We start from the raw sequence: 14,522 nt of genomic DNA, 5'->3' as shown, positions 1-14,522 counted from the left end.
TTCCAAATTTTGGTCGGGATTTCATGGAAAACGCACACTCAGGTTCTCATGCTGATGAGGCAACATTTTCACCTTTTCGGGTGAGTGGTAAAAAAACTCTGGACGAGCTGGCCGGGGCTTATGAGGCTGGTTTTGATGCACCAGGGCGGGCATTTGTCGCCGTTCAATCGGGTTGCAACAGTGCATGTACTTTTTGCCCCTTAGCAAAAACCCCAATGGCGCTGCGTTCCGCCCCTATGGAAAACATCGTGTCGGTTGTGCAGAGGTTGGTTGCTGACGGCATTACAGAGGTGGTGCTGGTTGGTGAGAATGTGGCGTCTTATGGGGCAGACTTGGGCATTTGTGGAAATCGCTCGACAGGTTTGAGCATCCTTATTCCAAAGCTGCTTCAAGAGGTCCCCCAATTGCAAAAATTGCGCTTAGGGGCGTTGGACCCCGCGCGCCTGGATGAAGACTTTTTTGATGTTCTGGCCAGTGAAGAGCGCTTAGCGGGATATTTGCATCTTAGTCTGCAGTCGGCAAATGATGATGTTTTGGAAGCCATGGGGCGGGTTCACCGCTTTGTGGATCTTAATGCCTTGTTCAAAAGTGCCAGAAATGCCCGCCCTGACGTGGTATTCGGTGCTGATGTCATTGCCGGTTTCCCTGGTGAAACGGATCAACAATTCAATGACACTCTGGTGGCTTTAAACAACTGGAATATTGCCCGTTGGTCCGTGTTCGCATACGTGTCCAGAATGGATGTCCCTGCCCATAGCTTAACACCTATTGAAGCAGATGTGGTGCAAAGGCGCAGCGAACAGATGCGCCAAACTGGGCAGTCCTTCATGGATGGGCATCTCAGGGCGCTGACGGGCAAAGTGCACCGCATTTTGATGGATGACCAAGAAAATGGTCGCACCGAAAGCTTTGTGCCCGTGCGTTTGGCAAAACCCGTTGGGGCCGGGCAGACCGTAAATGTTGCTGTGACCTTTGAAAAGGACGGCGTGCTTTTGGGCTCTGCCACGGGTGATTATCAGACAATTGACGGTGAACAAGCTGGTGGTTGGTTAAAAAAACTGCGTTCCGGGCTCGGCAAGTCTTCGACGCGCATGACCGATGGCATTGGCAGTGCGTTTACCGTTCGCCGCCGCCTAGATGATGATGCCTTGGAAGAATTGGAAGAGGTCTTAATCACCGCTGATATGGGTGTGAGCACGGCGGCCAAATTGACGGCAAGTTTGGCTGCCACGCGCTTTAACAAAGATGTCGATGACGTAGAAGTTCGCGAAGCCTTTGCGGACTCGGTTTGTGAAATTCTGGCTCCCGTTGCAAAACCTTTGGATATTGACCCGCTCAAAAAGCCTCATGTGGTTTTGGTCTGTGGTGTGAACGGGTCTGGCAAAACCACGACCATTGGCAAGTTGGCCAAGCAGTTTTCGGATGAAGGGCGATCGGTCATGATGGCGGCAGGGGATACATTCCGTGCTGCGGCCATCGAACAATTGCAGGTTTGGGGTGATCGAATTGGCGCACCCGTCGTCTCACGTGACATTGGTGCTGATGCGGCGGGGCTGGCGTATGATGCTTTAGAACAGGCACGGAGCGCAGGCGTTGATGTTTTGCTGGTCGACACAGCAGGCCGCCTGCAAAACAAAACCCACTTGATGGAAGAGCTTGAAAAGATCGTGCGTGTCCTTAAAAAAGCCGACCCCAGCGCCCCCCACGATGTGGTGTTGGTCTTGGATGCGACAGTCGGTCAAAATGCTCATGCTCAGGTGGAGGCCTTTAACAGCTCTGTCAATGTGACGGGCATGGTTATGACCAAATTGGATGGCACGGCCAAAGGCGGTGTCGTTGTGTCCTTGGCAGATAAATTTGGTCTGGCGTTTCATGCTATAGGCGTGGGCGAGGGGGCGGATGACTTACGCCCGTTTGATCCGAAGGATTTTGCGCGGAGCCTGATGGGGCTGGACTAAAGCCCAGCACCAAACGGGTGTATGGAACAGTCTGGCGCTAGACTTGTATTTCGGGCCAAGCTGATAAAAAAAGCTTCTTACAGGAGCGGCTGAGCCTCTCTGTTCGTATGCTCAAGTGCAAGAGCAAAACTCCAAAAAACTCACAAAAACAGATCTCTAAGTTCGTTTTCACGGGTCTTTTCACAGCCTTTCGATGCTCAATGCGAGTAATTCGCATTAGCACTTTACACGGCATTCTGGCGGTGCTAGGTTTTTGCTGTTGATAATGAATATCATTAGCAACAAAAGAGCCGAGTTACTCAGTTTATCGTCACAAGAAAGGTTTTCATCATGGACAGCCGTTCCAGACATCATAGAAACACAAAAAACGATTTGGTTGATTTAGCACACGGTGTCCTGTCAATGGGCAGCGGAGCAGCGCTTGCTGGTGCGGTTGCGTTACCTCTTGCAGGTGTTTTACCTGTTGCTTTTTGGGCACTTGCTTCGTCTGCAAAACGCCACCAATCCTCGCACAAAAGTACCCGTGAATTGCCTTTCGCCCCGGCGCCGCGTTCATAGTGTTTGTCGCGACAAACACGTTGAAGGGCGTTTTTATGTGCCCATATACATGTTCTGGCTTATTGGTTTTGCGCACATAAGGAGTTTCCGTGAAATGAGGCTTGAACTTCCTGGCGAGTTGTTGACGGGTAGCGTGTTTATCGATGAAGAACACAAAAAGATTTTAGACGTTATTAATCACTGTCTTGAAATCGTTGAAACGAAAGATGCTGAGAGCAAAAAATTTGAAGATGCACTTCGAACGTTGATCCACGATGTTCGATCCCATTTTGAGAACGAAGAACAGCTTTTAAAAGATATGGGCTATGATGGTTTAGAAAAACACAAAGCCCACCATGCTCAATCCCTACATGATTTAGATACAGCCCTAGACATTGTTAGAAGCGGTGTGCTGCCCCCTCAATGGATCATTCACACCGTGGTACACCTTTTTATTTCCGACGTCATGGTGCCCGATACCAACATTAAAAACCATATTAAGATAAGTCTTGACGGTGTGCAGTTTATCGGCCCGGACAGCACGGATGAAGCCGCTCGCGCTGGATAATACCAATTTATACCAAATCCCTGAAATTCCGCCGTTCCGATTGCCCCCAAAGTCCATCGAACTGAGCTTCTGTGAATTTAGATTCCTTCATGGAACTTCCCTCCTCCCAATACGGGAATCATAATTAGAAAATTCCAACCAGTCATGGTCCAATTTACGGGCTTCACGTCACGGGTTTGTTTTGCGTATGGTGCTTTATCCATGAATCGGGTTAAATTCCGCCTCAGATCGATTCTCAGGAGGCGTGCATTTCTATGGCTAAGAAAGCGACCACGCCACCTTTAAAACCTCTANCGCCATAGCGCCTGAATTTGGGTGACATAATTCACCCAAAGAAAAGATGTCGCGCTCCTCAGTGACACGGCGGAGCTCCGACTTTAATCGACGAAGCTCGTCTTGCTGACCTGAAATAACTTGATGCTGAGAACCGGTATCGCCGTATTTACTGATCCAGTCACGCAGACTTTTGGGCGTAACGCCTAAGCGCTCGGACACTTCACCAAGCTTATAGCCCCGATCTGTGACTTGTTTGACAGCTTCAACCTTAAATTCTTCCGTGTAACGTTTAGCACTCATTTTAAACACCTTTCTGTTGCGTAATTGGTACGCTAAAAAGTGTCTAGGGTACTCGGGGGGGAATACCGTTCCTTTTATCTTCGTTTATTTAAACCCTGTTTCTCAGTTCATTTATTTCCAGTTTTAGTTTACACAAACTGAAGCAATTTCTCCTCAGGGTCATCTGCAGAAGAATTTAGAAGCTCCGCACAAGGTCAGAGCTATTGGGCAAGGAATGCGGAAAGACCTTATCGCCCGGTATAACTGGGGTCGCGTTTTTCCAAAAATGCACTGACGGCTTCTGTGTGATCTTCGGTGTTGTGACAGATGCCTTGCACCGTGGCGCAGAAATCCAGAAAGTCTGGAAGCTCTTGGCGTTGGGCCATTTTCATCAAACGCTTGGCATAGCGCAGCGCCTGTGGCGGTTTGGCCGCCATGGTGGCGGCTAAGTCGTGGGCTTGTTCCATGAGGGTGTCGGGTTCAGCCACTTCGAGCAACAAACCGATGTCTTTGGCTTCGTCCGCGCCGATCACTCGACCGCTCAGGGTTAATTCAGCGGCCCGTTGATAACCGATCAAGCGTTGTAAGAACCAAGCTCCACCATCACCGGGAATGATGCCTAAATTCACAAACGTTTCGCCGAACTTTGCTTTCGTCGAACCAATACGTATGTCGCACATGCAGGCCACATCCAACCCCGCACCGATGGCTGGGCCGTTGACGGCGGCGATGGTGGGGAGCTCGGCGTTGTGAAGCGCCAAAGGTATGCGTTGGATGCCGCGACGATAGCGGTTTTCCAGCTCTGCCACGTTGCCACCAAAGTCGCCTGCGCGCTCACGCATGTCTTTGATGTTGCCGCCTGCGGAAAAGGCACTGCCTGTGCCGGTGAGAACCAAAACTGAGACCTCCGGCGACGTGTTTGCCCAGTTAACCGTATCAACGATGTCGTCAATGAGCGCGGTCCCTGTTAGCGCATTGCGCACGTCATCGCGGTTGAAGGTCAATGTGGCAACCCTGTTATTCAGGGTAAGGGTGCAGTCTTTCGGTGTGAAGACATGGCTCATGCGACCGGCTCCTCTGACAATATGACGCGGGCATCGACAACGGTGCAGCCGACTTGATGCGCAAATATGGGGTTCAAGTCCAATTCGACGATTTCGGGGTGGGCTTGGACCAAGGCAGAAACCTTCATCATCACATCAACGATGGCTTCTTTATCGATGGGCGGCGCACCGCGCACGCCTTCTAAAATGGCACCCGATTTAATCTCGGCCAGCATTTCTTCTGCGTCCGCGGGGCTGAGCGGGATGGCGCGGAACGAAACGTCGCGCAAGACCTCGACCAGCGTGCCGCCGATGCCGAACATCATCACCGGGCCATAAACCGGATCGCACATCATGCCGATGATGACTTCGACGCCGGGCTCGGCCATGGGGCCCAGCAGTACGCCTTTGATATCCGCGCCGGGATCATAGGCCAAAGCGCTGCCCATGATTTGATCGAAAGCTTTATGCACGGACACTTTGTCGCGCAAAGCCAGGCGAACACCGCCCGCTTCGGTTTTGTGCAAGATGTCCTTCGACACCACCTTCATGACCTTCGGCATGTCGCCGATGACGTCATATGCAGCGTCCAAATCGTCCTTGGTGCTGACGAACTGGAAATTTTCCATCTGCACGCCGTAAGCTTTGAGAAGTTCAATGGCTTCGTATTCGAACAAAGACAAACGCTCTTCATCCCTGCACGTTTTAACGATGTTATCGGCACCTTCGGGCTTTTCAGTCACGATGATGGGCGGGTGTTCGGCGTTGCGGCGTTTGGCGTGACCGTAGTGCACCAGCGCGGTCATGCAACTGGAGGCGATTTCGATGGATTCTTGGACTGGGACTCCAGCGCCGCGCAGTGTCTTTAAGGCGTCGGGCTGCACGAAGGTGTACAGGCTTTGCAACAAGATCGGTTTGTTATAGCGTCGTACCAAGGCGCTGAGGCGGATCGCCGTTTCGTTTTCGATGTGGCCTAAGCTTTCGGCGAAACGCAACTTGTAGCCGCCGAACAAGCCGACGATCAGAAGGGCATCAACATTGGGGTCTTCCAACGACAGCTGTGCGCAGTCGGCAAACAGGCCCGGGTTGGTGTCGGTTCCCCCGGCCACGTCGACGGGGTTGGCAAGGCTGGCTGCGGGCGGCAGAAGCTCTGATAGCTTTTGCGTGGTGTCGGCGCTTAAACGCGGCAGCTCAATTCCGTTTTCGGTCAAGCTGTCGGCGGCGATGGTCGCGTGTCCGCCGCCGTCGGCCAAAACAGCGACCCGGTTCGATGCCGCCGGTGGCAACAAGCGTAGCGCTTCGGCTACGGGGACCACATGGTCGGATTGGCGCGCGACGGTGACGCCTGCTTGGCGCATCAAATCGACGGTCATTTCATAACTACCGGCCAATGCACCCGTGTGGGATTTGGCAGATTCTTGGCCGACAGATGTGCGCCCGGACTTATAAAGCACAACCGGTTTGTGTTGGGTCACGTCGCGGGCCACGTCCAAAAACGCCCGGCCTTCTTTAAAGCCTTCGACATAGAGCACCGGGACAAACGTGTCCGGGTCTTGGCCCATATAGGACAGGTATTCGTGAAAGTGCACGTCGGCTTGATTGCCCACACCGACATAGGTGCTAAAGCCCAAATACCCGCGCGAAGAGGCTTCGGTCACAATGGACAACGCCATATTGCCCGATTGCGACACGATGCCGATGCCACCCGCCCGCACGTCAGGCATACCGACCAAGTTCATGGCAGCGTGCAAATTGAAGATGCCCGACGTATTCGGCCCGATGAGACGGATGGAGTAGGCCTTGGCTTTGTCCAGAGTTTCGCGTTCCAGGGCTTCGCCCTCCGGCCCCATTTCACCAAAGCCGCCGGCTAAGATAATCGCGCCCTTTACACCTTTTTTGCCGAGGTCTTCGACAATAGAGGGCAAGGTCTTGGCCTGGGTGCAGACCAGGGCGATATCGATGGTGTCTTGAACGTCCGTGACTGAGGCATAGGCGGGGATGCCCAGGATCTCTGGTTCACGGGGATGGATTGGGTAGATACCGCCTGGGAACTTATCGGCAATCAAATAACGAATGGCTTGATAGCCGCGTTTGGTGGGGTCCTTGGACGCGCCAATGATCGCAATGGATTTTGGCGACAAAAAAGAAAGAGTGTCGTCGGGCATAACTATTGCCCCTTAAAAACAGGGGGGCGTTTTTCAGCGAAAGCGGCGACTCCTTCGGCCCAATCGTCGGTTTTCATACACGCCAATATGGCGTCCAGCTCACTGTTAAAGGCTTCGTCATAGGTGCGCAGTTCGGCGAAATGGTCTTTGGCAAAGGCCATGGATACGGGGGCTTTGGATGCGATGAGTTTGGCAAAGGCCTTTACACCCTCGTCATAGGTTTCGTCAGAAAAGCTCCGTGTCGCCAAGCCCATAGATGCAGCCTGTTCCCCGTTGATGCGCTCGCCCGTATAGACAAGTTCACGCGCACGGGCCATGCCAACCAGCTGGGGGAGAACATGCGTCACCCCGCCGCCCAGGAACGTTCCGATGGACACTTCCGGAAAACCGATTTGTGCAGAGTGTTTCATCAACACAAAGTCCGCAGAAATAGCCATCTCCGCCCCAGCGCCCAACGCGTAGCCGTTCACGGCTGCAACAATGGGCTTGGGCAATGTGCGCAGGCGATGGCGGTGGGGCTCTTGGAAGGCTGCGTAGCCGTCCATACCCAATTCTTTGATCAAACGCATCATGGTCGAAGGATGGACGTTGGCTTTGGCTGCAAACTGGCGCATGGACAACAACGCAACGTCATCGGGATGGTCCAACACATAACGAGCCGCGCGCTTGAGTTGCGCACTTAGGCCTTCAAAGGCGTCTTCGACGCGCTGTGACAGCTCTTGGTATTCCATCTCTGGCCTCCCCAGGCCTCGTCCTTACCCCTGACGATCTGACGGCACATCCTGTGTCAAAACCAATCGTTTTGCAACAAATGTTTTCTTAGTAGTATAAATGGTACAAATGTATTACATGGAAAAATGTAAGACTAATAGGGGGTTAGCTCATCCATTTGGATTAGCCCTGGGGTGTGTGCAAGGGGTGTGGTGTGTTTCGCAGTTGCGGAAGGCCTCATAAGCTCCACACGGGAAAGAGGGCTTCACGATGAATGCAGCCGCATTATTTTCTGTCATCATATATGGTGTCAGCGTGTTCAGTTTCAATAGCAATTCCCGTGCGCAGATGCCGTCGTCGGGCTCTGCTTTGTTTTCGAGCTGCTGGGAGGATAATTTAAAAGGGACAGATTACGTTTTTTGGGGCTGGTGCAGACAAACTGTAGATTGTGACAATTCTTTGGATAGCTACGTTTGCGTATGGTGCTTTTTGTGTGAATCGGGTTAAACTCCCGCCTCAGATCGATTCTCAGGAGGAGTGCATTTCTATGGCTAAGAAAGCGACCACGAAGAAAAAAGCCCCGGCTAAGAAAAAAGCTGCAGCGGCGAAACCGGCGAAACGTTACAAAGCGACCCCCGAAGGGACCAGCGATCGCCTACATCTGGTCAGCGTGATTCAAGAAGCAACCGGTTGCACGGCCAAAGCTGCAAATGAAGCTTTGGGCGACGTTATCGGAACCGTTACCGCTTCTTTGAAAAAGAACCAAAAAGTTCAGCTGGTTGGCTTTGGTACGTTCAATGTTGCCAAGCGTGCAGGCCGCAAAGGCCGCAACCCGCAAACCGGTGAAACCATCCGCATCAAAGCATCTAAGTCCGTACGCTTTAAAGCTGGCGCCTCCTTGAAAGGTTCCATCTAAGCTTTTAAGCGGTTGCAAATACCAAAACCCCGCCGACATGGTTCGGCGGGGTTTTTGTTTGTTCTGTCATTAAAGGCGAACGCTTTGAAGTGCTTGTTTGATTTCGCGCTCGCGCCCTTTGGTGTAGGGGGCGATATCGTCATCTGTCGAAAACAAGTGCACGAGAAGTTCGTCATGCAGCATGTCGTTGAGTGCTTTTAAATCGTTGCCATCCCGGCCGTCTTTCCATCGGTTGTTGAGAACGCGTACGCGTTCGATCAGGGCCGCATGCGCATCTGCGTGTTCTTCGCGTTTGGGATAACGGCACAACCGCATGATTTCCTCCTCGGCACGGAAATGATGCAGCAAATAGGCGATCAGACGCCCTATGGCCTCATCCATTGCCGGAATGTCATGCGCGTTGGTGATGACTTTGTTTAACAGTGTGACCAGGATTTGATGGTCTTTGTCGATGGGGTCCACGCCAACACGCATTTGGTCGTTCCAAATCACGATGTCATCATTGGATGCGAGGGGGATTTTTATCCAAAAAGAGCTGCCTTGATGCAACATGCTCGAACAGCCGATTTGTCCCGCCATGCGTTCGACCAAAAGTTTGCTGACGGTGAGCCCGATCCCGGTGCCTTCGTGGGTGATCATCGGGTCAGCCCCAACCCGTTGGAACATGCCGAACACGGTTTTTAAGTCTTGCGGGGAAATGCCGATGCCCGTATCCGTGATGATCAAGCGTAGATACCCCGGTGTATCCAAATCCCCTTCGACGGTCACCGTACCGCCAGAGGTGTTGTATTTAATGGCGTTGGACAGCAGATTGATGAGAATTTGTTTCAGACGCATGCCGTCCGTGGTCAGTGTGATGGGGTCCATATCGCTGAAGGTGTCGATCAGCTCAATGGCGCGCGTTTTGCCAATGGGTTTGGACAACGCCACACATTCGCGCACCAATGAGTTGGCATTTATATCTTTCAGATCAAGAGCGTATTGGTCCGCCTCAATCGTTGTGAGGTCCAAGATCTCATTGACCAGCTGTAACAGATGATCGCCGCCGCTCAGAACATGTTCGACATTGCGCCGTTGTTTTGGGGTCAGCGGGTGTTCGGTGTCGTATTGCAAGACTTGAGCAAAGCCAAGAACGGCATTCAAGGGGGTGCGAAGTTCATGGCTCATGCTGGCGAGGAATTCTGTTTTGGCGAGGCTAGCGCTTTCGGCTATATCTTTTGCGACTTGCATTTCTTCTTCGGCGACCTTGCGTGCGGTTATGTCTTGTCCGGAACTGAGCGTGCCGATGATGTGCCCATACTTGTCGCGCTGAACGGTGTTGTGCCACGTGACGGTTAAGAGTGCGCCTTCTTTGGTGAGGACGCGGTTTTCAAAATATTGGTTGGGGAGTGCGCCGCCCTTGATCAGGTCTTGGAAAATGGCCCACACTTCGCGGCGCTCTTCGAAGGGGATCACCGTGTCGAACCAGTTTTGCCCCAACAGTTCATCTTCGCTGTATCCCAAGACATCGCAGCCCCGGCGGTTGATCAAGGTCACGATGGCGTTTTTGTCGATGGCAACGATAATGGCTTCGGCAACATCCAAAAAACGTTCGGCTTGTTCCTTGGCTTCAACCAAATCCGCCTGCGCTTTGATACTTTCCGTAATGTCGGTCCCGGTGCCGCGATAGCCTTGATAAACACCGTCTTCATCAAAAATTGGTACGCCGTTGATGGAGATATGGACACGTTCGCCGTTGTCGCGGGCCACTTCGTAAACAAAATCTTGGAACGGTTTGTGGTTGGCGATGTCTTGAAGCAATTTTTGCCATTTGGGGTTGTCGGTGTAATCAACGGCAATGGATTCACGGGTTCGGCCGATATAGGATTCTGGATCTAGACCTGGAAGCTTGCGGTTGCCCAAAGCTATTTTGGTAAAGCGGCGATATTCATCGGTCTCCCAGAACCAGTCAGATGAGGCTTGGGCAAAGTCACGGAAACTTTCCTCACTTTTGCGCAACCGCTCAAAGACACGCAGGTGCAAGTGTTCTCGACGCAACAAATAGCCTAAAAAGACAGCTGCAAGGGGATAGGACACCAGGACCGGTATGGCGACGCTGTTGACGATGGCAGCGGGTTCTATGGCTTCGGGGAGGCTAAACATCCAGCCCAAGCTCAAGAGGCTGACGGCCAGTGACATGGAGAAAATGTGTCCGAGACGAATCTTGTGCGGCGGGTGGTGATAAAAGACGTGAAATGCAACACCCACGCCCAGGGCTGACGCCATGGCCGCAATGCCCGTAAAAGTCCCGACGCCGCCCATGTGCAGCCGAAAAGCCGATGCAAGCCCCGTGGTGATGAGCCCGACGACGGGGCCGCCGAACACGGTGGCAATCAAGACGATGACGTTGCGCCCATCCAGGACTACACCGGGTGTGATTTCGACCAACGCGTTCATGCAGAGAATGGCAATTACACTAAAAATAAGGCCGACGATAAGGCTTTTGTAATGGGGAGCCACCCGGTTGAGATGGCGCAGGGCATGGCTATAAGCAAAAGCCAATGCCATCAACAACACGATATTGGTGCCGAGATCGATCAGGAGACGTTCCCACGCGATCATGCCGTACCCCATACTCTATTTGAGTTGCAACAATAGCAAGTATAGCCGTTGAACGCAGCCAGACGGAAAAGCGCAAACGTATTAGGCTGTTCTTTGTGTTGTTACGGTGAGTTGGAAAAAAAAGGACGCCGGAGAGGACAAGCCTCACCGGCGTTTAGGAATATTGACCCCTTGCTCTCCATAATGGAGATGTCACCGATATGCGAATGGGGACGCATACCAATGAACACACACAAATACATCATACAGAATTGTGGTTTGTCGTATATTCCACGGAAAGACGAAGGTCATACGCACTTTGGATTATTCTCATTGTCTGATGATTGGTGCATCAAAAACATGTCTTTTCATTTGCCTGTATTACTTTGTGCAGGCAAACTGATGACATCGTTTCTTTTTTTTCAGAAGCCCTTAAAGGTAGCCCATGAAGATTCTTTTGGTAGATGATCACAAACTGGTCCGAGCCGGGTTGGTGTTGGTGCTCAAGCAAATGGAAGAAGGGATTGAATTAATCGAAGCCGGTACGGGGCGTGAGGCCATCGAAACGGCTGGCGCTCATCCTGATATCAATCTCATCTTGATGGATTTGGATTTGCCGGAAGGCAGCGGTCTGGACGCGCTCAGCGCAATTAATGCCGCCAACCCCAATATGGCCGTGGTGATTTTGTCAGCTATGGAAGATCAGGCCATGGTGTCACGTGCGATGGAACTGGGTGCGCGTGGCTTCATTCCAAAGTCGGCAACGGGTGAGGTTATGCTGAATTCGTTGCGTTTGGTTTTGTCGGGTGGGGTCTGCTTGCCGCCCGGCTATGGCGACAATGCGCAAACGGACGGTGGCGACGATATGCCCAACTTGACCCAGCGGCAAATGGAGGTCTTGCGCTTTATGGCTCAGGGCAACTCCAATAAGGAAATCGCGCGTGAACTGGGGATTTCCGAAAATACCGTTCGGGTCCATATCTCGGCCATTATCAGTGCCCTGGATGCTACCAACCGGACAGAAGCAGCCTATTCCGCGATGCGATTGGGGCTGATCCCGCGGGCCAATCTGGGCATGAGTCTGGGGTGATTTAGCTGTCGTCCTCGCTTCCAGCGCGCGACAGCGTTTCATGCACCATATTTAACAATTCTTCAGGCCGTACGGGTTTGTGTAGGATCGGGTAGCCACTTTCCTTGGCTTCGCGCAGGCGTTCAGGTGCTGTGTCGCCGGTGACGATGATCGCCGGAATTTTAGTGGCTAAGGTCTTGCGAATGAGATCAATGGCGCCCCGACCGGTAAATTCCGCATCCAGACGGTAATCAGCGATGATGATGTCTGGCGTCTGTTTGGCATTGATGAACGCGCTGCGTAACGTTTGAGGGTTTCCGGTGTGATACGCATCGACAGTGTGTCCGGCATTTTCCAATAAGGCTTTCAGTCCTGCCAGAACCTGTTCGTCGTCTTCGATAACGACAATATGTGCGCTGCCCCGGTTGACGCGAATGGGCGTGAAGGAGATCGGCGGCTGAATGCGTTCGCGGGCAACCGGGACTTCGACCCAAAAGACAGAGCCCCGCCCAACGACCGACTCACACCCCATTAAACATCCCAAAAGATCGGACATACGCCGAACAATCGAAAGCCCCAATCCAAGCCCTTGTGTGCGTTGGCGGGCTGGGTTGTCGGCTTGGTAGAAGTCTTGAAAAATCAAATGACGTTGTTCTTCAGGGATGCCTGGGCCGGTATCCCAGACTTCGATGCGCAGGCGGTTTTTGCGGTGACGACACCCGACCAATACGGTGCCGCGTTCGGTGTACTTGATGGCGTTGTCAACCAAGTTGCGGATGACGGTTTCCAGCAGCGACGGGTCGGAGTGAATTTGCACGGAACTGTCTACGACCTTGAGCTCCAAATCGCTTGCCCAGGCAACAGGGCCCAGCTCGCTTTTGATGCGCTCAAACATGAAGCCTGTGGAAAAGTCTTTGAGCTGGGGCTGAACGACGCCTGCTTCCAGTTTAGAGATGTCCAATAACGTGTTCAAAAGCTCTTTCAAAGATTCCAAAGTGTTGCGGATCAATTTGATGATTTCGCGTTTTTCTTCGTCTTCTTCTTTGCTTTCCAAGGCATAAACGAACAGGTTGAGCGCCTGTAGGGGCTGGCGCAAGTCATGGCTGGCTGCGGCCAAGAAGCGGGTTTTGGCGACGGAGGCTTTTTCAGCTTCGTCGCGGGCATCCATTAAGCCGGTTTCGCGTGAATGCAAAGTGTCGACTAAGTATTGAAGGGAGCGCGCCATATCCGTAATTTCATCGTCGCCGCGTGTGTCGATTTGTGCGAACTCACCTTCCGCGTGGGCGACCATGGACATCCGCAAATGGCCTAAGCGGCGCAACACGGTGCGATTGACATACAAGAACGTGGCGATGGCCACCAAAACGGAAACCAAAATAAAGCCGATCATCGCTTGCAACGTGATGTTCATGGATTGGCTTGTTTGGCGGTTGGCATCGGTGATGGCGACCCGGATGTCTTGGGTCGCGAGATCTGCGCTCGAAATGAACTGTTCAGCAATGGTGCGGCCTGTGCGCAAAGTTGCTTCAATTTGGTTTAAGGCGTCCAAGTCCAAGCGTTTCACTTGGAACAGTCCATTACGGCCCAGGGCAATTTCGTCCAGGCGCTGGAGCGTGTCTTCCGCATCCAGGTGGAGTTCCGAAGGCAGGAATTTACGATGAATGAACACGCCGCCAATGCGCCGCTTGGCTTTCTTTTCAATGTTGCCCAAAGGCGCTGCATGCTTCATGCGAGACGCCTGTGTCAGCAAGAATAGGGCGGAATGGATGGATTCATTCCATTGGCGCAACGGGCCTGAGGGCGCAATGCCGCCGTCCGGCAAGTTGGTGGCGGCCTGCACAGAAATCAAGTCTTGCTGAAGGCGCATAATTTCTTCATCGATTTCGGACAAACGCTCAGCGTAAACGATGCGGTTTTCTGTTAACGTGTTGAGCGTGTTGTAGGTCGCGAACAGTTGATCTTTGAGGTTCAGAAGCTCCTGCTTGCGGGTGCTGGACAAGGCTTCATCGGAAATCCCGGTCACGATTTCTTCCAACCATTTGGCGTCGTCTTCAACTTGCGCAATAAGGTTGGCGCGTGCCCAGGATGTCGGCGCGACAATCAAGTTCGCGCCGCGGCCAACCACACTCATGGACAGCTGACTGATGTTGGCCGTGTCCTCCAACGTTGGCAGCTCTGCGTTGATCAGGTTGTCATAGTTGTGTTGGAATTTGTTGAGTGAAACGATGGACGCTGCGCCAGCCACGATGGCGGTGATCGTGATGAGGCCTAATGCCAAAAACAGTTTGGTTGAAATGGCTGATTTTGTCGGCGCACCCGGGGCCTGGGTGTGCTGATCATCAGGCCAGTCTTGGGCGTTGTATTCGTCCATTCCCGTTCAACTTTGTCATTGCAAGACACTGTAGCGTAACATGAATTCG

9 protein-coding genes and 1 pseudogene are annotated in these 14,522 nt (G+C 52.6%); 4 read left to right on the top strand and 6 right to left on the bottom strand.

Annotated features, from left to right (window positions below):
• Positions 1–23 precede the first annotated feature (23 nt).
• Positions 24–1,958: a signal recognition particle-docking protein FtsY gene (gene ftsY / locus V5T82_RS18300; RefSeq protein ID WP_442917878.1), complete on the top strand. Its 1,935-nt coding sequence runs from the start codon at positions 24–26 to the stop codon at positions 1,956–1,958.
• Between the two features lie 427 nt (positions 1,959–2,385).
• Positions 2,386–3,063, top strand: a complete 678-nt coding sequence (locus V5T82_RS16275) for a bacteriohemerythrin (RefSeq protein WP_332896750.1) — start codon at positions 2,386–2,388, stop codon at positions 3,061–3,063.
• A gap of 327 nt (positions 3,064–3,390) precedes the next feature.
• Here V5T82_RS16275 and V5T82_RS16270 read toward each other — a convergent pair.
• From V5T82_RS16270 to V5T82_RS16255, 4 genes and pseudogenes are all read right to left on the bottom strand, one after another.
• Positions 3,391–3,639: pseudogene (locus V5T82_RS16270) on the bottom strand (transposase); the annotation flags it as partial.
• Positions 3,640–3,866: 227 nt separating this feature from the next.
• Positions 3,867–4,682 carry an enoyl-CoA hydratase-related protein gene (locus V5T82_RS16265; protein ID WP_332896726.1) on the bottom strand — a complete coding sequence of 272 codons (816 nt, stop codon included), beginning with the start codon at positions 4,680–4,682 and terminating at the stop codon, positions 3,867–3,869.
• Positions 4,679–6,826 carry an acetate--CoA ligase family protein gene (locus V5T82_RS16260; protein WP_332896725.1) on the bottom strand — a complete coding sequence of 716 codons (2,148 nt, stop codon included), beginning with the start codon at positions 6,824–6,826 and terminating at the stop codon, positions 4,679–4,681. Before V5T82_RS16260 ends, V5T82_RS16265 begins: the two co-directional genes overlap by 4 nt.
• Before the next feature lie 2 nt (positions 6,827–6,828).
• Positions 6,829–7,557, bottom strand: coding sequence for an enoyl-CoA hydratase-related protein (locus V5T82_RS16255; RefSeq protein WP_332896724.1), 729 nt, complete (start codon positions 7,555–7,557; stop codon positions 6,829–6,831).
• Positions 7,558–8,084: 527 nt separating this feature from the next.
• On the opposite strand from V5T82_RS16255, the gene V5T82_RS16250 reads away from it, so the two are divergent.
• Entirely contained in the window at positions 8,085–8,453 is a 369-nt protein-coding gene (locus tag V5T82_RS16250; protein ID WP_332896723.1) for an HU family DNA-binding protein, read from the top strand.
• 69 nt (positions 8,454–8,522) lie between these two features.
• On the opposite strand, the gene V5T82_RS16245 is transcribed toward V5T82_RS16250, so the two are convergent.
• A complete protein-coding gene (locus tag V5T82_RS16245) occupies positions 8,523–11,054 on the bottom strand; it encodes a PAS domain S-box protein (protein ID WP_332896722.1) in 2,532 nt (843 codons plus the stop codon).
• A gap of 424 nt (positions 11,055–11,478) precedes the next feature.
• Here V5T82_RS16245 and V5T82_RS16240 point away from each other — a divergent pair, with 424 nt between their 5' ends.
• Positions 11,479–12,123, top strand: a complete 645-nt coding sequence (locus V5T82_RS16240; RefSeq protein WP_332896721.1) for a response regulator transcription factor — start codon at positions 11,479–11,481, stop codon at positions 12,121–12,123.
• Between the two features lies 1 nt (position 12,124).
• On the opposite strand, the gene V5T82_RS16235 is transcribed toward V5T82_RS16240, so the two are convergent.
• Positions 12,125–14,473, bottom strand: coding sequence for an ATP-binding protein (locus V5T82_RS16235; RefSeq protein WP_332896720.1), 2,349 nt, complete (start codon positions 14,471–14,473; stop codon positions 12,125–12,127).
• Positions 14,474–14,522: the final 49 nt, after the last annotated feature.

The sequence above is a fragment of the Magnetovibrio sp. PR-2 genome (assembly GCF_036689815.1).
In the GTDB taxonomy this organism is placed as follows: Bacteria; Pseudomonadota; Alphaproteobacteria; order Rhodospirillales; family Magnetovibrionaceae; genus Magnetovibrio.
This window is presented reverse-complemented; position numbering and strand designations above follow the sequence as displayed.

Coding starts and splice junctions, on each gene's coding strand:
- V5T82_RS16245 (WP_332896722.1), bottom strand. CDS start 11,054: ATGATCGCGTGGGAACGTCTCCTGATCGATCTCGGCACCAATATCGTG.
- V5T82_RS16240 (WP_332896721.1), top strand. CDS start 11,479: ATGAAGATTCTTTTGGTAGATGATCACAAACTGGTCCGAGCCGGGTTG.
- V5T82_RS16260 (WP_332896725.1), bottom strand. CDS start 6,826: ATGCCCGACGACACTCTTTCTTTTTTGTCGCCAAAATCCATTGCGATC.
- V5T82_RS16255 (WP_332896724.1), bottom strand. CDS start 7,557: ATGGAATACCAAGAGCTGTCACAGCGCGTCGAAGACGCCTTTGAAGGC.
- V5T82_RS16265 (WP_332896726.1), bottom strand. CDS start 4,682: ATGAGCCATGTCTTCACACCGAAAGACTGCACCCTTACCCTGAATAAC.
- V5T82_RS16235 (WP_332896720.1), bottom strand. CDS start 14,473: ATGGACGAATACAACGCCCAAGACTGGCCTGATGATCAGCACACCCAG.
- V5T82_RS16250 (WP_332896723.1), top strand. CDS start 8,085: ATGGCTAAGAAAGCGACCACGAAGAAAAAAGCCCCGGCTAAGAAAAAA.
- ftsY (WP_442917878.1), top strand. CDS start 24: ATGGAAAACGCACACTCAGGTTCTCATGCTGATGAGGCAACATTTTCA.